At 72.2% G+C, this 18,865-nt stretch carries 15 protein-coding genes; 4 read left to right on the top strand and 11 right to left on the bottom strand.

What is annotated here, in order from left to right; all coding sequences use genetic code 11:
* Nucleotides 1-304: 304 nt before the first annotated feature.
* The 8 genes from ABZX65_RS35805 to ABZX65_RS35770 form a co-directional block, all read right to left on the bottom strand.
* A complete protein-coding gene (locus tag ABZX65_RS35805; protein ID WP_355350088.1) occupies nt 305-919 on the bottom strand; it encodes a hypothetical protein in 615 nt (204 codons plus the stop codon).
* A gap of 84 nt (nt 920-1,003) precedes the next feature.
* A complete protein-coding gene (gene ahcY / locus ABZX65_RS35800; RefSeq protein ID WP_355350085.1) occupies nt 1,004-2,455 on the bottom strand; it encodes an adenosylhomocysteinase in 1,452 nt (483 codons plus the stop codon).
* A gap of 236 nt (nt 2,456-2,691) precedes the next feature.
* Nucleotides 2,692-3,651 (bottom strand): cation diffusion facilitator family transporter, encoded by a 960-nt coding sequence (locus ABZX65_RS35795; protein ID WP_355350082.1) that lies wholly within the window; start codon nt 3,649-3,651, stop codon nt 2,692-2,694.
* A 96-nt stretch (nt 3,652-3,747) separates the two neighbouring features.
* Nucleotides 3,748-4,947: a mannose-6-phosphate isomerase, class I gene (manA, locus tag ABZX65_RS35790; RefSeq protein WP_355350079.1), complete on the bottom strand. Its 1,200-nt coding sequence runs from the start codon at nt 4,945-4,947 to the stop codon at nt 3,748-3,750.
* Between the two features lie 4 nt (nt 4,948-4,951).
* A complete protein-coding gene (locus ABZX65_RS35785; RefSeq protein WP_355350076.1) occupies nt 4,952-6,088 on the bottom strand; it encodes an SIS domain-containing protein in 1,137 nt (378 codons plus the stop codon).
* 83 nt (nt 6,089-6,171) lie between these two features.
* On the bottom strand, nt 6,172-6,351 hold the full coding sequence (locus ABZX65_RS35780) for a Trm112 family protein (RefSeq protein ID WP_188283872.1): 180 nt from the start codon (nt 6,349-6,351) through the stop codon (nt 6,172-6,174).
* Nucleotides 6,352-6,721: 370 nt separating this feature from the next.
* A complete protein-coding gene (locus ABZX65_RS35775; RefSeq protein ID WP_355350073.1) occupies nt 6,722-8,080 on the bottom strand; it encodes a phosphomannomutase/phosphoglucomutase in 1,359 nt (452 codons plus the stop codon).
* Nucleotides 8,081-8,304: 224 nt separating this feature from the next.
* Nucleotides 8,305-8,727: a DUF3499 domain-containing protein gene (locus ABZX65_RS35770; RefSeq protein ID WP_355350091.1), complete on the bottom strand. Its 423-nt coding sequence runs from the start codon at nt 8,725-8,727 to the stop codon at nt 8,305-8,307.
* Nucleotides 8,728-8,964: 237 nt separating this feature from the next.
* Between ABZX65_RS35770 and ABZX65_RS35765 the strand changes: the two genes are divergently transcribed.
* Nucleotides 8,965-9,408: a metallopeptidase family protein gene (locus ABZX65_RS35765; protein WP_355350070.1), complete on the top strand. Its 444-nt coding sequence runs from the start codon at nt 8,965-8,967 to the stop codon at nt 9,406-9,408.
* 80 nt (nt 9,409-9,488) lie between these two features.
* On the opposite strand, the gene ABZX65_RS35760 is transcribed toward ABZX65_RS35765, so the two are convergent.
* The 3 genes from ABZX65_RS35760 to ABZX65_RS35750 form a co-directional block, all read right to left on the bottom strand.
* Nucleotides 9,489-10,952 carry a DUF5719 family protein gene (locus tag ABZX65_RS35760; RefSeq protein WP_355350067.1) on the bottom strand — a complete coding sequence of 488 codons (1,464 nt, stop codon included), beginning with the start codon at nt 10,950-10,952 and terminating at the stop codon, nt 9,489-9,491.
* Nucleotides 10,949-14,815 carry a glycosyltransferase family 2 protein gene (locus ABZX65_RS35755; protein WP_355350064.1) on the bottom strand — a complete coding sequence of 1,289 codons (3,867 nt, stop codon included), beginning with the start codon at nt 14,813-14,815 and terminating at the stop codon, nt 10,949-10,951. The genes ABZX65_RS35760 and ABZX65_RS35755 overlap by 4 nt, the downstream gene beginning before the upstream one ends.
* 312 nt (nt 14,816-15,127) lie before the next feature.
* The gene (locus ABZX65_RS35750; RefSeq protein WP_031519519.1) at nt 15,128-15,391 is read right to left on the bottom strand and encodes a WhiB family transcriptional regulator; all 264 of its coding nucleotides are present in this window, start codon (nt 15,389-15,391) and stop codon (nt 15,128-15,130) included.
* A gap of 631 nt (nt 15,392-16,022) precedes the next feature.
* On the opposite strand from ABZX65_RS35750, the gene ABZX65_RS35745 reads away from it, so the two are divergent.
* The 3 genes from ABZX65_RS35745 to ABZX65_RS35735 are packed head-to-tail and all read left to right on the top strand — an operon-like array spanning nt 16,023 to nt 18,842.
* On the top strand, nt 16,023-16,568 hold the full coding sequence (locus ABZX65_RS35745) for a cysteine dioxygenase family protein (RefSeq protein ID WP_355350060.1): 546 nt from the start codon (nt 16,023-16,025) through the stop codon (nt 16,566-16,568).
* Between the two features lie 13 nt (nt 16,569-16,581).
* A complete protein-coding gene (gene cofD / locus ABZX65_RS35740; RefSeq protein ID WP_355350057.1) occupies nt 16,582-17,538 on the top strand; it encodes a 2-phospho-L-lactate transferase in 957 nt (318 codons plus the stop codon).
* Entirely contained in the window at nt 17,535-18,842 is a 1,308-nt protein-coding gene (locus tag ABZX65_RS35735) for a coenzyme F420-0:L-glutamate ligase (RefSeq protein ID WP_355350054.1), read from the top strand. The genes cofD and ABZX65_RS35735 overlap by 4 nt, the downstream gene beginning before the upstream one ends.
* The last annotated feature ends 23 nt before the right edge of the window (nt 18,843-18,865 follow it).

Raw genomic sequence — 18,865 nt, 5'->3', positions numbered from 1 at the left:
ACGCTGTTGAGTTCTCAAGGAACGGAAGCTTCCTTCAGACCGTTTCACCGGCCCTCCGGGCTTTCCCTTCGTCGTGTCTCCGACTTTAGCAGAAGTTCACTGGTCGGAATTACCACTCGCGTTTCGGAGACACGGATGCCCGAACTGAGATTTCTCTCGGCTTGGGTGGTGTGTCTTCGTCGAGCGAAGCGACATGGATCCTAGTCGGTCACCAGCGGACCTGTCCAGCTCGTGACAACCGTTCTAACCTACCTCCCCGCCAACCTTGAGTCAACGGTTCACGGTGAGGAACTTTCAGGCGGCCTCACGCGAAGGTCGACGGAGGTGTCTCCAGGTCTTCCAGCTCGATGCCGGGGGCCGCGAGGACCACGTCCCCGGCGATGTGGACGTCGTGCTGATCGCCGGTCGCGAGGTCGTTGACCTGGTATTCGTCCACTGCCAGCGGCCCGTTGTCAGTGGGGTGTGCTGTCCTGGTGATCAAGGACCAGGACTGGTCCACGGTGAGGGGCGCGAGCACGGGGGGCCGGAATGACACGAGACGTACGCGGGTGGCGGGGCCGCCGGGTTCCAGGCGGAGCAGTCGCGCGGTGGCGATCAGGAACGCGGGCGAGGCACCGGTGAAGGCGTGGGCGGCGGCGTTGCCCTCCTGGGCGTGTTCGCCGGTGGGGTCGGTACGGACCCAGGTGACGCCGTCGAGTGCGGCTCCGCGTACCTGCCAGGCGGACGCGTGGAGTTCGAGTCGGATGGGGCGGCCGAGCTGGTCGAGGGTGAGGTCGACCGAGCCCGCGTGATCGCCGCCGGAGGTGGTGGTCTGCGCGGTGTAGCGCCAGCCGGAGGGGCCGGTGGCGCAGTGGAAGTGTTCTGCACCGAGGGGGGTGTGGTCGTGTGTGTCGTGGAACGAGTAACGGCCTCGGGGCATGGTGGGGTCTCGGTGTCTTTCGGTGTGCCGGTGACGTGCGAGGCCCCCGCCTCGGACGGGAGACGGGGGCCAGCGCGCGGTGGATCAGTAGCGGTAGTGGTCGGACTTGTAGGGGCCTTCGACCTTCACGCCGATGTAGGCGGCCTGCTCCGGGCGGAGCGTGGTGAGCTTGACGCCCAGCGCGTCCAGGTGGAGACGGGCGACCTTCTCGTCCAGGTGCTTGGGGAGCACGTAGACGCCGATCGGGTACTCCTCCGGCTTGGTGAACAGCTCGATCTGGGCCAGGGTCTGGTCCGCGAAGGAGTTGGACATCACGAAGGAGGGGTGGCCGGTCGCGTTGCCCAGGTTGAGCAGGCGGCCCTCGGACAGCACGATCAACGTCTTGCCGTCGGGGAAGGTCCAGGTGTGGACCTGCGGCTTGACCTCGTCCTTGACGATGCCGGGGATCTTCGCGAGGCCGGCCATGTCGATCTCGTTGTCGAAGTGGCCGATGTTCCCGACGATGGCCTGGTGCTTCATCTTGGCCATGTCGGAGGCCAGGATGATGTCCTTGTTGCCGGTCGTGGTGACGAAGATGTCGGCGATGCCGACGACGTCGTCGAGGGTGGCGACCTGGTAGCCGTCCATCGCCGCCTGGAGCGCGCAGATCGGGTCGATCTCGGTGATGACGACGCGGGCGCCCTGGCCGCGCAGCGACTCCGCGCAGCCCTTGCCGACGTCGCCGTAGCCGCAGACCACGGCGACCTTGCCGCCGATGAGGACGTCGGTGGCGCGGTTGATGCCGTCGATCAGGGAGTGGCGGCAGCCGTACTTGTTGTCGAACTTCGACTTGGTGACCGCGTCGTTGACGTTGATCGCCGGGAAGAGCAGCGAGCCGTCCTGCTGCATCTCGTAGAGGCGGTGGACGCCGGTGGTGGTCTCCTCGGTGACGCCGCGGATCTCGGACGCGAGCTGCGTCCACTTCTGCGGGTTCTCCCCGAGGGTGCGGTTGAGGAGGCGGAGAACGAACTGCTCCTCCTCGCTCTCCGCGGTGGCCGGGTCCGGGGCGGCGCCGGCCTTCTCGAACTCGACGCCCTTGTGGACCAGGAGCGTGGCGTCGCCGCCGTCGTCCAGGATCATGTTGGGGCCGCCGGTGGCGGTGTTCGGCCAGGTCAGGGCCTGCTCCGTGCACCACCAGTACTCTTCGAGCGTCTCGCCCTTCCAGGCGAAGACGGGGATGCCCTGCGGGTTCTCCTCGGTGCCGTTCGGGCCGACGGCGATGGCCGCGGCCGCGTGGTCCTGGGTGGAGAAGATGTTGCAGGACGCCCAGCGGACCTCGGCGCCGAGGGCGACGAGGGTCTCGATCAGGACGGCGGTCTGCACGGTCATGTGCAGCGAGCCGGTGATCCGCGAGCCGGCCAGCGGCTGCGCGGCGGCGTACTCGTTGCGGATGGACATCAGGCCGGGCATCTCGTGCTCGGCGAGGGTGATCTCCTTGCGGCCGTAGGCGGCAAGCGAGAGGTCCGCGACCTTGAAGTCGGTGGCGGTGGTGGTCATATGAAGTGCTCCTCGGTGCTGCGGTCGAGGCGGACGTGGATACGGCGCGGCCACGGGGCGTGTACGGGGGTGCCCTCGTGCGGACACACCCGTCCCCTAGCGGCAGCGCAATCCGTCGGAGGCCCTCTCTCCCTCGGCCGGGCATCGCGAGATGACCCGCCCGACCGCCATCAGCAGCGACGTCTGGCTACGACAAAGCTACACCGGACGGGCGGTCCGCCCCAGTGCGCTTCCGGTCACCGGCCGCCAGGAGTCTGGTCCGGGTCGGGGCCCGCGGCGGCTGCCTGCTCGCTGTAGATGTCGGGTTCCAGGTAGACGACGCGGACGAAGGGTTCCGCGGCGCGGATGCGTTCCTCGGCGGCGTCGATGGCGCGGGCGACCTCGGCGGCGGTGTCGTCGTGCTGCACGGCGATCTTGGCGGCGACGAGGAGTTCTTCGGGGCCGAGGTGCAGGGTGCGCATGTGGATGACGCCGGTGACGGTGTCGCCGTCGACGACGGCGGCGCGGATCCTGGCCAGCGAGTCGGGTCCCGCGCCTTCGCCGATCAGCAGCGACTTGGTCTCGGCCGCGAGGACGAGGGCGATGGTGATGAGCAGCAGGCCGATGCAGAGGGTGCCGATGCCGTCCCAGACGCCGTCGCCGGTGGCGAGGGCGATGCCGACGCCGATCAGGGCGAGGATGAGGCCGATGAGGGCGCCGAAGTCCTCCAGGAGGACGACGGGGAGTTCGGGTGCCTTGGCGCGGCGGATGAACTCGGCCCAGGACTGCTTGCCGCGGGTGTGGTTGGACTCCTTGATGGCGGTGCGGAAGGAGTAGCCCTCGGCGATGATCGCGAAGACGAGGACGCCGACCGGCCAGTACCAGTGCTCGATCTCGTGCGGGTGGCGGATCTTCTCGTAGCCCTCGTAGAGCGCGAACATGCCGCCGACGGAGAACAGCACGATCGAGACGAGGAAGGCGTAGACGTAGCGTTCCCTGCCGTAGCCGAAGGGGTGCTCGTCGTTGGCGGCGCGCTTGGCCTTCTTGCCGCCGATCAGGAGCAGCGCCTGGTTGCCGGAGTCGGCGATGGAGTGCACGCCTTCGGCGAGCATCGAGGACGAGCCGCTGAACGCGAAGGCCACGAACTTGGCCACGGCGATGGCCAGGTTGGCGCTCAGCGCCGCGACGATCGCCCGTGTTCCGCCTGACGCGCTCATAGGTGCTGGGGTCCCTTTCGTCGGCCCGGGGTCTGTGTCTTGTCGTACCGGGCGTTGCGGACGCACATTGTTGCAGCCCGTCGGGCTTTTGGTGCGTCAGGCGGCCACGGTGGCCCGGAAGACGGTGCCTTCGCCGGTCAGGGTGGTGCGCTCGCTCGCGGGGACGTACGCCGACTCGCCGGGGGCCAGCGTCAAGGTGGTGCCGTCGCCGTCGCGCAGTTCGGCCCGGCCCGCGGTGCAGAGCAGGATCTGCGGGGTGCCGGAGTCGAGGGTGCGGGCCTGCGCACCGGGGGCCAGGACGTAGCGGGAGAGCCGGAATTCGTCGATCGGCGCCGCGTACAGCTCTTCGCCGTCGGGGGCGGCCTCGGGGCGCAGGACGCCGGGGTCGCCGGCCTCGAAGCGGACGACGCGCAGGAGTTCGGGGACGTCGATGTGCTTGGGGGTGAGGCCGCAGCGCAGGACGTTGTCGGAGTTGGCCATGATCTCCACGCCGAGGCCGTCGAGGTAGGCGTGCGGGACGCCCGCGCCGAGGTAGAGGGCTTCGCCGGGTTGCAGGCGTACGTAGTTGAGCAGCATCGCGGCGATGACGCCGCGGTCGCCGGGGAAACTGTGGGCGGCCTGGGCGTAGGCGGCGTAGTCCGCGGCGTAGGGGCTGTCGGTGGTGGACAGCCGGGCGGCGGCCTCGGCCGCGGCGGTGACGGACTCGGCCATCGCCTCGGGTTCCGCGGTGAGGACGGCGGCGAGGACTTCGCGCAGCGCCTTGTCCTCGGGGTGGGCGCGGAGGATGTCGGCGTAGGGCGCGAGGGCGGGGACGCCGAGGCCGTCGATGAGGTCGGCGGCGTCGGTGGGGCGGCGGAAGCCGCACAGTCCGTCGAACGGGGAGAGCGCCACGAGCATTTCGGGCTTGTGGTTGGCGTCCTTGTAGTTGCGGTCGGGGGCGTCGGTCGGGATGCCGCGGGCTTCCTCGTCGGCGAATCCGGCCTTGGCCTGCGCGAGGTCGGGGTGGACCTGGACGGAGAGCGGCGCGCCCGCGGCCAGCACCTTGAACAGGAAGGGCAGCCGGGGGCCGAAGCGCTTGACGGTGGTGTCGCCGAGTTCGGCGCGGGGGTCGGCCGCGATCACCGTGTCGAGTGCGACGGGGCCTTCGCCGCGGTCGATCCGGGAGGGCGCGCCGGGGTGGGCGCCCATCCACAGTTCGGCCTGGGGTTCGCCGGTCGGCGGTGTGCCGAGCAGTTCGGGGATGGCGGTGGTGGATCCCCAGGCGTAGGGGCGGATCGTGTTGGTGAGGCGGTTCATGCGGTCATGATCTCTCAGCCGAGGCGACGGTCAGGTAGACGGTGGCGAAATCCGCGAGGGCGATCAGTTCGGCCGCGGTGTCGAGCGGGCCGCCGGGGGCGGCGGCGATCTCGCTGAGCGGGGTGTCGTGGGCGTACGCCTGCTCGCGGGCGGCGGGGGTGGCGGGTCCGGGCTGCTCGGAGTTCTCCTGGAGGAGCACGATCCGCAGGCGCAGTCCCCCGGGTTCTTCGACCCGGTCGCGGAAGAAGTCCTCGGGGTCGGCGGCCAGGGCGAGGGCGCTGGCCTGGAGGGGGCCGTGGACGGTGAGCGCGGCGGGCAGTTCCGCGGTGAGCGCGGGCTGGCCCGCGCGGGTGCCGAGCACGGTCGCGAAGCGGCGGGCGGCGGTGGCGGAGAGCCGGCCCTGGCTCCACAACAGCGGGAGGGCGTCGGCCAGTTCGGCCGCGAGGGTCTTGGCCGGGTTGGTGTACGTGGCGATGGCGGGGCCGCAGCGGGCGGCGACCTCGTCGAGCCGGTCGGCGACGCCGTACAGCGCCTGGGTGGGTGCGCTCAGCAGGCCGATCCGGTCGGCGAGGGCGAGCAGCGGGGCGAGGAGCGCCCAGAAGGCGCCCGCGTCGTTGGCGGGGTCCTCGTCCGCGGGGTCCGCGCCGTTGCCGAAGGGCGCGGCGAACGGCAGGGCCATGCCGTGCACCTGTTCCACGGCTTCGGCGAGCGGTGCCTTGACCGGGGTGACGGCGGCGGCGGTGCAGCCGCGGCGGTATGCCTGTTCCACGAGGTCGGTCAGGCCCTGCTCGCTGCCCTGCGGGGTGATGAGCAGCAGCAGGTCGAGCGGTCCCGCCCAGCCGGGCAGTGTCCAGCGGGACTGTTGCGGGGTGGGTCCTGTGGGCGGCAGCACCTCGACGGGGCAGGTGCCGGAGCCGAGGGCGACCAGCAGGTCGGCGACCGCGGCGGCGTCGGGTCCGCTGGCCGCGAGCAGGACGGTCCGGGGGCGGCCGTCGGGCCGCAGCGCGGTGACTCCGGCCTCTTCGGCCAGGCGCAGCGCGGTGCGTACGCGGGCGCCGGCGGCGGCGACGCCCAGCAGCAGTCCGCGGCTGTCCGCGCGGGCCAGCGCTTCGGGGTCCTCAAGCAGCGACTCGTCGAACAACGCGACCTCCCGGTCGGAAGCGGCCTGGTCAGGGTCGGCGGATGGATGGGGCGGACGGGCGGTCCGGCGGTCGTGCGGGGGTGTCAGCGGGGGCGGCGGGCCTCGTCGACGAGGAGTACGGGGATGTCGTCGCGTACGGGGTAGGCGAGGCCGCACGTGTCGGAGGTGCAGACCAGCTCGTTCGCGTCGGCGTCCTCGCGGAGCGGGGCGTGGCACGCCGGGCAGGCGAGGATTTCCAGGAGGCTGGGTTCGACGAGCGGCATGGTGGGGTCCTCCGTGCTGGGTGCGGCGAGCGGCGAGGTGCCACCGCGCGCGGGACTGCGGTCGGGAAACGGCGGGCGCGTGCTCCGAGCGGTACGGTCCCGGGCCGGGCCGACGGCTCCCGCCGCGTACGTTCTCAGCCTATAGCCGTAGCGCCCGGCCCCGAGTGCGGCCTGTGGATAACTCCGGGAGCGCCCATGCGGGGACCGCGCCCGTACGGTGACCGCGCCCGTACGACGACGGGACCCGTACGGCGACGGGACCCGTACGGCGACCGGACCCGTACGACGACCAGGCGCGTACGACGGCCGGCCCGCGCACCCCCGGCCGCATAGGACCCACCCCGCGTCGGGCCCGCGAGACCACGCGGGCTCAGGCCCTGACGATCGCCAGGACCTGGTCCCTGACGCGGGCCACGCCCTCCGCGTCGCGCGCCTCGACGTTCAGCCGCAGCAGCGGCTCGGTGTTGGAGGCGCGGAGGTTGAACCACCAGTCGGCGGACGTGACGGTGAGCCCGTCCAGCTCGTCGAAGGTGACGCCGTCATGGCCGGCGAAGGCGGCGCGGACCGCCGCGGTGCTCGCGGCCTGGTCGGCGACGGTGCTGTTGATCTCGCCGGAGCCCGCGTAGCGGTCGTAGGCGGCGACGAGGGCGGACAGCGGGCCGTCCTGGGCGCCGAGGGCGGCCAGCAGGTGGAGGGCGGCGAGCATGCCGGTGTCGGCGTTCCAGAACTCGCGGAAGTAGTAGTGCGCGGAGTGCTCGCCGCCGAAGACGGCGCCGGAGTCGGCCATTTCCTGCTTGATGAAGGAGTGGCCGACACGGGTGCGCACCGGGACGCCGCCGTGTTCCCTGACCACCTCGGGCACCGACCAGGACGTGATCAGATTGTGGATGATCGTGGCGCCGGGGTGCTTGGCCAGTTCGCGGGCGGCGACCAGGGCGGTCACCGCGGACGGGGAGACGGGTTCGCCGCGCTCGTCCACCGCGAAGCAGCGGTCGGCGTCGCCGTCGAAGGCCAGGCCGATGTCGGCGCCGGTCTCGCGGACCCGCGCCTGGAGGTCGACCAGATTCTTCGGGTCGAGCGGGTTGGCCTCGTGGTTGGGGAAGGTGCCGTCCAGTTCGAAGTACATCGGCACCAGGTCGACGGGCAGCCCGTCGAGGACGGTGGGCACGGTGTGGCCGCCCATGCCGTTGCCCGCGTCCACGACCACCTTGAGCGGCCGGATTCCGGAGAGGTCGACCAGCGAGCGCAGATAGGCGGCGTAGTCGCCGAGCACGTCGCGCCGCACCAGGGTGCCGGTTTCCGCGTCGACGGCGGGGACGCCGTTCTCCAGCCACTTCTCCGCGAGCGCGCGGATGTCGGCGAGGCCGGTGTCCTGGCCGATGGGGGCGGCGCCCGCGCGGCACATCTTGATGCCGTTGTACCGCGCCGGGTTGTGACTGGCCGTGAACATGGCGCCGGGCAGGTCGAGTTGCCCGCTGGCGAAGTACAGCTCGTCGGTGGAGCACAGGCCGATCCCGGTGACGTCCGCGCCGCGGGAGGCGGCGCCGCGCGCGAAGGCGGCGGACAGGCCGGGGGACGAGGGCCGCATGTCGTGTCCGACGACGATCGCCGTGGCGTCGGTGACCGTGGCGAAGGCGGCGCCGAAGATCTCGGCGAGCGGCTCGTCCCACTGGTCGGGTACGACTCCGCGTACGTCGTAGGCCTTGACGAGCTGCGACAAATCGGCCACTGCACACCTCTGGTGAACTCTGGTGAAGGGTCGGAACGGCGCCGGTGGGCGGCGCGGTGGAGTTTCCACCACAACCTACCCCGATGGGGTGAGCGGAGTTTTTCGCCGCCGCCGCGACGCGAGGGGTGGCGTCACGGGAGCCCCGAAAGGGTCAACGGGACGGCGCGAGGGGCGGCTTGCGCGGGGTGGGGACCGCGGGTGGGGACGGGAGGTGAGGCCGGCTGCTACTGCTCGGGCGAGCGGAGCACGCGCAGATGGCCGCGGCGGGCCACTTCCAGCGGGTCGATGTCGCGCGGGCCAGGGCCCTGCTGGCGGCGCTCCTGGGGGCGGGCCGCCTCGCGCACCGCGTTGGCGAGCGCTTCGAGGTCGTCGCCGCTGGGCCCGACGGGACCGGTGTCCGTCGCCAGGCGGACGACTTCCCAGCCACGGGGCGCGGTCAGCCGCTCGGAGTGCTCGGAGCACAGGTCGTAGCAGTGCGGTTCCGCGTACGTGGCGAGCGGTCCGAGAACGGCGGTGGAGTCCGCGTAGACGTACGTCAGCGTCGCGACGGCGGGACGGCCGCATGCGGTGCGCGAACAGCGACGTACAAGGCTCACGAGGTTGGACGGTACCGCACTCTTGAGCGGGCCGCGACGACTCTCCGCCAGCTCACCCGGTCGTGTCGTCACGTGCCCCCGGAATCGTGCCGTGTGACGGCCGCCGCGCTGACCTGCGCGGACGGAAAACACATGGCAGGCGCGGCGCGGCGGTGCGGGAGAAGTACGACACGAGGTCACGGCCGTGAAAGGCGGCGGCTGGCGCATATGCGTCTGATCTATGGCCAGATGCTGACTGCGTGGTGTCCGTCCTGTGCGCACCCGGCGGGAGGGCTAGGCTCATCGCTGATGGAAAGCTCGGCACCTCCTCCTTCCGCACCCCGTCCGCGCCACCGCGACCGCCACGGACGTGGGATGCGCGGGCCCATCGCGCCCCCGCAGGTGCCGCTGGCGCTCAGCCGCGCCGACGCCTTCGACGACCTGGTGCGCGACGCCGCCGACCGGCTGGAAAGGCGCTGGCCGCAGCTCGCCGACGTCGAATTCGCCGTCCAGGAGGTGCCCTGGCCGCAGGACACCCCGCCGTCGGACGACGACACGGTGCCGCTGGGCCGTCTCATCGGCGCGGGCAAGGACCGGCCGAGCCGCATCGTGGTCTACCGGCGCCCGGTGGAGATCCGCGCCAAGACCCGCGACGAGCGGGCGCTCCTGGTGCACGAGATCGTCGTGGAGCAGGTCGCGGAGCTGCTCGGCCTGTCCCCCGAGAACGTCGACCCGAAGTACGGCGAGGACTGACACGGCGCGGCGCGGCCCCGACGCGGACCGCCCGCATATGGTGCGGCCCGCGAGGACCGCACCAGGTGCGGGAAAACGCTCTAGTGGTTGAGAATCCCCAGGTCGGCGCGGGCGGCGGGAACATCCACCATGCCGTGGTCGTCGGACATCGGCTGGATCGTGAACATCGGCACCCCGTCCAGCGGGAGCGCCAGCGTCCGTGAGGCGTAGACGCTTCCGCCGGAGACGCGCACGACGGTCACGGCGAACGTGCCCTTGCCGGACGCGGGCAGCGGCGGCGGGACGGCGACGGTCGTCCCCGCCTTGACGCTGACCGTCTTCGACACCGGCTCGCCGCCGGAGGATCCGGCCGACGCGGTGATCTTCACACTGGCGTCCTGGCCGACGGCGACCAGCGACAAGGTGGAGCCCTTGGTGCGGTTGTCGGCGACGGTGGAGCGGGTCTCGATCGCCGGGGTGGCGGGCAGGAACGCCATCTCCTGCTTGGCGCCCTTGCCGCGCGTCACCCGCAGGCCCGCCACGACGGGGACCGCCGCGTGGACCTGGCTGGAGGTGATGACCAGCGAACCCGCCTCGCCCTTGGTGAGGTCACCGAGGTCGACCGCGCTGGTCATACCGCTCTTGACGTGCAGCGTCTCGTGTCCCGCGGGGGTGATCGAGCCGGTCGGCGTCGCCAGCTTCAGCGTGAGGTCGGCGTCGTCGGAACCGGCCGCGTACACCACCAGGCGCACGGTCGCGGCGTCGGCGGGGATGCCGGGCAGCACCAGGCTGGTGGCGGGCTCGGCGGCCGGGGTCAGCCAGTCGCTGCCGAGCTTCTTGTCGATGGCCTGAACGGCCGCGCCGACCCGGCCGCTGCGCGCCACGACGTGCACGGTGAGGTCCTGCGCCTTGTCCGCGACCAGGGTGGACAGCAGCACCGGCTTGGCGGACTTGCCCGCCACGGTGACGCCGTCGCCGGTGGACGCCTTCAGCAGGCCGTCCTTGCCGTACAGCTCGATGTCGACGACCGCCGGGGTGTCGTCGGGGTTCACCAGGTGCAGGAAGTCCTGCCGGTCGGGTCCCGTGCTGGCGCCCGCGAACCAGAATTCGCTGTCCGGCGCCACGCAGGACGCGCCGAGCAGGCCGCGGCCCGCCCCGGTGTCCACGACGGTGGTCTGCTGGACGGTCCAGCCGGGCGCGAGCGGCCCGTCGGCCGTACCGATCAGCGCGGGCGCGTCGGGCTTGTCGGTGGAGCTGGTGGCGGGCTTGCCCGCGGCCTTCAGCGGGGTGAGCGCCTTGCCCTTGGGCGTCGCGGGGACCAGTTGCGCGCTGCCGGAGCCGGTCGCGCCCGCCGTCCCCTGCGGGGTGAACGAGGTGTAGGTGGTGTTGGCGAATTCCGACGAGGACGGCGCCGGGCACAGCAGATTGCTGCGCTGTACGGGCAGCCGGGCCGCGGAGGCGACCGGCGCGGTGTCCCGGTCGCCGCCGCCGGACACCACGGCGGCGCCGGTCAGTACGGCCAGGGCGGCGACGGCGCCCGCCAGGGAGATCGTGCTGCGGTTCACTGGTGGTCGCTCCCGTCGCGGCGCTGGTCGTCTTCGGCGTAGTACGGGGCAGCCGGGTCGGGGTACGCGGCCGGGTCGTAGGGCTGCTGTCCGCCGTACGGCGCCTGCCCGTCGTACTGCTGCTGCGGCGGCTGCTGCTGGTCGTAACCCGCCGTCTCGTCGTAACCGGCCGCCTCTTCGTGGCCGGTCGTCGCGTACGGGTCGTAGGGCGGCGGGGGCTGCTGCGGGTAGCCGTACTGGTCGGTGTAGCCGACCTGCTGCTGCTCGTACGTGCCCGGCTCCGCCGCGTACTGCTGCTGCCCGTCCCACTGCTGCTGGGCGGGGTCGGTGCCGTAGCCGGGGTCCTGCCGCGGGTAGCCGTAGAACTGCTCGCCGGTGTCGGGGGCAGGTACCGCGTACGGGTCGTAACCGCCCTCAGAGGGGTCGTACGGGGTCTGCGGCGGTGCGTCGGGGCCCGCGGGCCCGTCCTGGCCCTGCCGGCCGTGGTGGGCCTGCTGGGCCGCGTAGGCCGCCTGCTCCTGGCCCTCGGCCTCCGCGGCGTCGGGATCGGCCGCGGCGGCCTCGGCGTCGGCCGCCGCCTGGAGGCGGCGGGCGCGACGGCCCTCGCCCGCACCTTGTGCGGGAATCTGGACGGCGCTGGGCGCGTCGGCCTCCGGCAGGTCGTCGTCGATCTCGCGGCGGCGGCCCGGCAGGGCCAGCACGATGACCACGAGCAGCAGCAGTCCCTGCGCGCCCAGCCAGAAGGTGTGGGTGAACGGCTCCTCATAGGTGACGTCCAGACGGCCGCCGGTGGCGGGCAGCTGGAAGCCCTGCGCCCAGCCGTCGACGGTCGTTCTGGGCAGCGCGGATCCGTTCAGGGTGGCGTGCCAGCCGGGCGCGGCGGAGTCCGCCAGGCGCAATACGCGGCCTTCGGGACCCGCGGGCACCGTGGTGTGCGCCTCGACCTTGCCTGCCGCGACGGCGACGGGCTGCGCGCCCTTGCTGGTGATCGCGATCCTGGAGACCGCGTCGTTGACGCGCCACAATTCGCTGCCGTCCGCCTGGCTCACCCGGGACAGGCCGGGGGTGCTGTCCAGGACGCGGCCCACCGAGCGCGGCGCGCCCTTCTGCGCCAGTACGTAACGGATGGCGTATCCGGTGAGGCGGCTGCCCTGGTCGGCGCCGGAACCCGCCACCAGGTTGGCGACGACGGTGTCGAGTTCGCTGTCGCGGGACGCCTCCGCGGCCAGTTCGGCGTCGCCGATCCGCGCGCCCGCGCCGCGCACCAGGGAGTACGAGATGCGGCCCGCGGTGCCGTTGAGCACCAGGGTGCGGGCCTGGTCGCGGGAGGTGCTCTCCTCGGCGACGAAGGCGGGCACCTGCTGCGGGTCCTGGCGCTTGATGGGGCCGTTCGCGCCGTCGGCGACCCAGGTGAAGGCGGCCAGCAGCGGCGCGAGGGCCGCGGCCAGCGCGATCAGGCCCGCGACGGGCTGGCGCCAGCCGAAGCCGCTGGCGGCGATCCGCTCCTTGGCGCCTTCCGCGCCGATCGCGGCGGCGGCCAGCAGGGCGAGACCGTAGACGAGGGTGGCGGGGCCCGCCCACGCCTTGGTGTTCTCGATGACGGCGAAGAGCAGTCCGGTCGCGGCGGCGGCCCAGGCGGCGACGATCGCCGGGCGGCGGGTGTCGCGCATCAGGGCGGCGAGCGCGGCCAGGACGACGCCGATCAGCAGGAAGGCGGCGCCCGCCTTGGGTCCGCCGGGGCTGAGCATCAGCAGGTCGATGCCGGAGACGCCCTTGTCGCCGTACGGCAGTCCCGCCTCGTGCAGCAGGCGTCCGGGGTGCGCGAGCAGCGTCAGCGACCAGGGGGCGAGCAGCACGATCGGGGTGATCAGCAGGGCCGCGAAGCGCAGGAGCTGCGGGACCAGGAGCTGCTGCTGGCCGCGGGCCATGCGCCAGCCGAGGGTGGCGGCGGCCAGTGTCAGGGCGATCGGCCAGGTGACCGGGGTGAAGGCGGTGGTGAAGGTGAGCATCAGCGCCAGCGCCCAGGTGGAGCGCCAGCCGGGCCGTGCGCCGCGCTCGATCGCGCCGTCGCCGAGCTGGAGGCCCGCGGCGCCGACGGCGGCGCGCGCCATCAGCGGCAGCAGGATGGCCAGGACGGCGGTGCCGAGCCGTCCGGTGGCCAGCGCCCCGGTGGCGGCGGGCAGGAAGGCGTACGCGACCGACGCCCAGGCGCGCAGCAGGCGCGACTCGACGAGCGGGCGGGAGGCGAAGTAGGCGGTGATCCCGGCCAGCGGCACGGAGGCCACCAGCAGCAGGGTGAGGGTGAGTCCCGTGGAGCCGAAGAGCACGGTCGCGAAGAGCGCGAGGACCGCGATGTACGGGGGCGCGGCCTGGGTGCCGCCGGTGCCCAGCGCGTGCCAGGAACCCGTGTAGGTGCCCCACAGGTCGGAGGCGCCGGGGTCGGCGGGCAGCAGGGCGCCGCCGAAGAGGGCTCCCCCGCCGAGCAGTGAGCGGCAGGCGGCGAGCGAGACGACGAGCAGGACGGCGAAGAGCACGGGGCCCGGCTTGCGGGCGACGCGCTTGAGCCGCGCGAATTGCTCGACTTCCAGGAAGTCGCCGTCCTCGTCGCCCGGTCCGGACTCGACGGAGCCGCCGTGGCGTCCCGCGGCGGCGGACGCGGCGTCCGCGCGGCCCGCGATGTTGCTGACGACCTGGTCGACGGTGGCGCGTACGGTCGCGCCGGGCGGCGGGAAGAGCGGTCGCAGTTCGGAGGGCGGTACGGTGCCGCGGCCTCTTCTGCGTCTGGCGGCCAGCACCCGTCCGGGGCGCAGCAGGACGCCGAGCAGTCCGACGATCTCGTCGACGGCCTGTCCCGGCACCTTGCCGACGAGATAGGCGAGCGTGCGCAATATGGTGCCGACGGCGATCCGCAGCATCACATAGGGCAGCAGCGGGCCGCGGGTGTTGGCCAGCAGGGTGTAGACGGCGCCGGCCTTGTCGACGCGGTGCGGGTTGACCGAGGAGCGGCCCGCGCAGTCGACCGGACGGCGCTCGCGGGAGGCGGCCTCGGCGTGCCACATGACGGCGTCGGGGGCGACCAGCACGGTGTGGCCCGCCGCTTGGGCGCGCCAGCAGAAGTCGACGTCGTCGCGCATCAGGGGCAGCCTGCGGTCGAATCCGCCCAGCTCCTCCCACACGTCGCGGCGCACCAGCATGCCCGCGGACGACACGGCGAGCACCGGGCGGGTCTGGTCGTGCTGGCCCTGGTCCTGCTCGCGGCGTTCGAGCGCGGTCCAACGGCGACCGCTGCGGGCGATGCTGACGCCGACTTCGAGGAGCTGCCTGCGGTCGAACCAGCTCCGCAGCTTGGGGCCGATGATCGAGGCGGACGGCGAGGCGTCCGCGGTGCGCAGCAGGGCGGCGAGCGCTCCGGGGTCGGGCTCGCAGTCGTCGTGCAGCAGCCACAGCCACTGGACGGGGTCGCCGTGCGGCTGCTCGGGCTCGTCGTACGCGTCGTCGTTCCAACTGCGGCTGACCGGGTCCCAGCCGCTGCGGCGTCCCAGGTACGGCAACTGCTCGGCGCTGAGCGGCGCGGCGACCCTGGCGGCCTCCTCGACGGCGGCGCCGAAGCCGGTGCGGCGGGCCAGGTGCAGGACGCGCTGGTCGCCGAGGGAGTCGGCGAGCAGCCGCGCGGAGTCGTCCGCGCTGCCGGTGTCGGCGGCGATCACGTCCTGGACAGGGCGGTCCTGGGAGAGCAGGCCGGCGAGGGCTTTGGGCAGCCAGCGCGCGCCGTCGTGCGCGACGAGCACGGCGGTGACGACGTGGCGCGGGAACTCAGGGATGCCGGCCGGGAAGAAGGCCGGTGCTGGGCTGTTCACGGACATCGAGGTTCGGGCCCCGGTTCGCTGGACTGCGGTTGACGCATCGGCCGCCGGCGGCGGGGAACGTCTCGGACGGGCCCCCACACTAACGGCTTACACCGGGGGCTCCGTCCGAGTGTGAGAACAACGGCAGCCCGCCTCCCGTGCCGGTGGGCGCGGAAAGCGGGCTGTACGCGGGCTGGAAGCGGGGTGTGCGGGAGCTGTGATCGGGCCGGTGCGCGGTGCCGCGCGAGGGGTCGGGGGCGCGGTCAGGGCTCGGTCGGCGCCCTGCCGCGGACCCGGTCCTCGGACCGGTCGTCGGCCCGGTCGCGTGGTTCAGACGACGCCCTTCTTCAGGCGGCGGCGCTCCCGCTCGGACAGGCCGCCCCAGATGCCGAAGCGTTCGTCGTTGGCCAGGGCGTACTCCAAGCAGTCGGAACGGACTTCACAGGCGAGGCAGACTTTCTTCGCCTCACGCGTGGAACCGCCCTTTTCCGGGAAGAACGACTCGGGGTCGGTCTGCGCACACAGCGCGCGCTCCTGCCAGCCGAGTTCCTCGTCGGCCTCTTCGGCCAGCAGCAACTGGAACTGCTCGGTCATGCGCGCCCCTCGTCTGTCGTGCTTCCCCGTGATGTTGCCGTCACCATGAGCGGCCTAACGACACGAGTGAAATTACAAGTGTGCCGATCCGGGCCAGTCAAGCCGAGATCTGCTATTGGGCCCGTTATTCACTCCGCTGAACCAAGAGGTGACAGAAAGTGTTGATATCGGCCTAAAATCCGGTATCCGTCAACCATGGTCCCGCCGATCCACCGTTCACACCTCGTCAGACGCCTTGGCCACGCGCCACGTTCCGCCATTCGGGTGAAGCGTTGTGGATCACATTCCGATCACAGAAGCACAACAGCACAACGTGCTCTTCATGCGGTTGGGCACCACATATCCGCACACTTCTGCGCACAAACCTTTCACCAACCCTTCCAGCCGGATCAGGTGAAAGATTCGCGACATTCCGGACATCCGGTTGACAAGGTACGGGCGGGACCGGTCTCCTTGACGGTATGCCTGCTGAGCACCACGCGCCTACCCGGACTCGCCGTCGCGAGTCCCGCTGCGTCGCGCTCGCCCAGAGCTGTTGTCGTTCCTGTTGTTGCCGCTGAGCCCCCTGCCCAGGACCTGTCACGGACCTGGCACCGCCTAGCCACTCGCGCATCACGAGGAACACACCTTCATGTACAGCGATGTCTCGATCGCCGGTGACCCGCTCGCCCTTCCCCACCTGCTCCCCCCGGTGCCGCAACACCCACGCACCGTCGCGGAGTTCGCCGGGCTCGCCCGCTCCATCGCCGCCGACCGCGAGCGATGGGCCCCCCAGGTGCGCTACGACGCCACCACCCGCTGGTACGCGCGGCTGCGCCGCGGCCCCGGCTACGAGGTGTGGCTGCTGAGCTGGCTGCCCGGTCAGAGCAGCGGGCTGCACGACCACGGCCTGTCGTCCGGTGTGCTCACCGTGCTCCAAGGCGCGCTGCGCGAGCGGGCGCTGCCGGATGCGAGCACGGGGGCCTCGGGCGGCGTCGGCCGCGAGGTCAACCGGGTGCTGTCGGCGGGCGCGCAGCGTGCCTTCGCGCCCGGTTACGTCCACGAGGTCGTCAACGACGCGCTGGAACCCGCGGTGAGCCTGCACGTCTACTTCCCCGGCCTCACCAAGATGACCCCGTACGCCTGCACGTCCGCCGCCCCGCGGGCCGATACCTCACGGGCCGCCGCGGCGGGCTGACAGACTGGGAACCATGCGAATCGTGGTTCTGGCCGGAGGTATTGGAGGGGCGCGCTTTCTGCGCGGCCTGAAGGCAGCGGCGCCGGAGGCGGAGATCACCGTCATCGGCAACACCGGAGACGACATCCATCTGTTCGGTTTGAAGGTCTGCCCCGACCTCGACACCGTGATGTACACCCTCGGCGGCGGCATCCACGAGGAGCAGGGCTGGGGGCGGGCCGAGGAGACCTTCGCGGTCAAGGAGGAACTCGCCGCGTACGGCGTGGGCCCCGAGTGGTTCGGTCTCGGCGACCGGGACTTCGCCACCCACATCGTGCGCACACAGATGATCGGCGCGGGCTACCCGCTCAGCGCCGTCACCGAAGCGCTGTGCGCCCGCTGGAAGCCCGGCGTGCGGCTCATCCCGATGTCCGACGACCGGATCGAGACCCACGTGCTGGTCGAGATCGACGGCGAGCGCAAGGCCGTTCACTTCCAGGAGTACTGGGTACGGCTGCGCGCCTCCGTACCCGCGCACGCCGTCGTGCCGGTCGGCGCGGAGGGCGCCAAGCCCGCGCCCGGCGTCCTGGAGGCGATCGGCGAGGCGGACGTCATCGTCTTCCCGCCGTCCAACCCCGTCGTCAGCATCGGCACCATCCTCGCCGTGCCCGGCATCCGCGAGGCCATCGCCGAGGCCGGGGTGCCGGTCGTCGGCCTCTCCCCGCTCATCGGCGACGCCCCCGTGCGCGGCATGGCCGACAAGGTGCTGGCCGCCGTCGGGGTCGAGTCGACGGCCGCGGCCGTCGCCGCGCACTACGGCTCCGGGCTGCTCGACGGCTGGCTGGTCGACACCGTCGACGCCGCCGCCGTCCCCGAGGTCGAGGCCGCCGGAATCCGCTGCCGGGCCATCCCGCTGCTCATGGACGGCCCCGAGGCCACGGCCCAGATGGCCAGGGAGGCGCTGACGCTCGCCGAGGAGGTACGGGCATGAACGCGCCCCGCTACGAGGTGTTCGCCGTCCCCGGCATCGGCGAGGTGCAGCCGGGCGCCGACATCGCCAAGCTCATCGCCGCCACCGGGACCGAACTCGCCGACGGCGACGTCCTGCTGGTCACCTCCAAGATCGTCAGCAAGGCCGAGGGCCGGATCGTCAACGCCGACGACCGCGAGGCCGCCATCGACGCCGAGGCCGTACGCCTCGTCGCCCGCCGCGGACCCACCCGCATCGTCGAGACCCGGCACGGCTTCGTCATGGCCGCGGCGGGCGTCGACGCCTCCAACACCGCGGCGGGAACCATCCTTCTGCTCCCCGAGGACCCCGACGCCTCCGCCCGGCGCGTCCGGGACGGCCTCCGCGAGATCCTCGGCGTACGCGTCGGCGTCATCGTCACCGACACCTTCGGGCGGCCCTGGCGCGAAGGTCTCACCGACGTCGCCATCGGCGCCGCCGGGGTCCGCGTCCTGGACGACCTCCGCGGCGGTCTCGACAGCCACGGCAACCTCATGTCCGTGACGGTGACCGCCACCGGGGACGAGTTGGCCGCCGCCGGGGACCTGGTCAAGGGGAAGGTCGGGGGGTTGCCGGTGGCCGTCGTACGGGGGCTCGGCGAGGTCGTCGCCGACGAGGGCGCTCTCGGCGACGGCGACGATTCCGGCGCGCGGCCTCTTGTGCGGGCCGCCGCCAACGACATGTTCCGGCTCGGCACCTCCGAGGCCGTACGCGAGGCCGTCTCGCTGCGGCGGACCGTACGGGAGTTCACCGACGACGCGGTCGACCCCGCCGCCGTTCGACGTGCCGTCGCGCTCGCCGTCACCGCGCCCGCCCCCCACCACACCACTCCGTGGCGGTTCGTCCTCCTGGAGTCGGCCGAGACACGGGAGCGGTTGCTCGACGCCATGCGGGACGCCTGGGCGGCGGACCTGCGGCGCGACGGTTTCTCCGAGGAGTCCGTGGCACGGCGGCTTCGGCGGGGGGACGTGCTGCGGCGCGCTCCTTATCTCGTCGTGCCGTGCCTTGTCGCCGACGGGGCTCACGCCTATCCGGATGCGCGGCGGGGGGCCGCGGAGCGGGAGATGTTCGTGGTGGCGGTGGGGGCGGCCGTCGAGAACTTTCTTGTGGCGCTTGCCGGGGAGGGGCTTGGCTCCGCGTGGGTTTCCTCGACGATGTTCTGCCGTGACGTCGTCCGCGACGTCCTTCGGCTTCCCGCCGATTGGGATCCCATAAGTCCGTATTCATCGAGAAGATTCAGCCCCGGCTGGGCTGACCGGTCACCAGGGGCAGGCATACCACCATGAGCAACGACACCAGCGCTACCGTG

The organism is Streptomyces sp. NPDC003300 (assembly GCF_040610915.1).
Taxonomy (GTDB): domain Bacteria; phylum Actinomycetota; class Actinomycetes; order Streptomycetales; family Streptomycetaceae; genus Actinacidiphila.
This window is presented reverse-complemented; position numbering and strand designations above follow the sequence as displayed.

Bases quoted from the DNA above. Each gene is read 5' to 3' on its own strand.
- ABZX65_RS35805 (WP_355350088.1), bottom strand. From the start codon at position 919: ATGCCCCGAGGCCGTTACTCGTTCCACGACACACACGACCACACCCCC.
- ahcY (WP_355350085.1), bottom strand. From the start codon at position 2,455: ATGACCACCACCGCCACCGACTTCAAGGTCGCGGACCTCTCGCTTGCC.
- ABZX65_RS35795 (WP_355350082.1), bottom strand. From the start codon at position 3,651: ATGAGCGCGTCAGGCGGAACACGGGCGATCGTCGCGGCGCTGAGCGCC.
- manA (WP_355350079.1), bottom strand. From the start codon at position 4,947: ATGAACCGCCTCACCAACACGATCCGCCCCTACGCCTGGGGATCCACC.
- ABZX65_RS35780 (WP_188283872.1), bottom strand. From the start codon at position 6,351: ATGCCGCTCGTCGAACCCAGCCTCCTGGAAATCCTCGCCTGCCCGGCG.
- ABZX65_RS35765 (WP_355350070.1), top strand. From the start codon at position 8,965: ATGGAAAGCTCGGCACCTCCTCCTTCCGCACCCCGTCCGCGCCACCGC.
- ABZX65_RS35755 (WP_355350064.1), bottom strand. From the start codon at position 14,815: ATGTCCGTGAACAGCCCAGCACCGGCCTTCTTCCCGGCCGGCATCCCT.
- ABZX65_RS35750 (WP_031519519.1), bottom strand. From the start codon at position 15,391: ATGACCGAGCAGTTCCAGTTGCTGCTGGCCGAAGAGGCCGACGAGGAA.
- ABZX65_RS35745 (WP_355350060.1), top strand. From the start codon at position 16,023: ATGTACAGCGATGTCTCGATCGCCGGTGACCCGCTCGCCCTTCCCCAC.
- cofD (WP_355350057.1), top strand. From the start codon at position 16,582: ATGCGAATCGTGGTTCTGGCCGGAGGTATTGGAGGGGCGCGCTTTCTG.
- ABZX65_RS35735 (WP_355350054.1), top strand. From the start codon at position 17,535: ATGAACGCGCCCCGCTACGAGGTGTTCGCCGTCCCCGGCATCGGCGAG.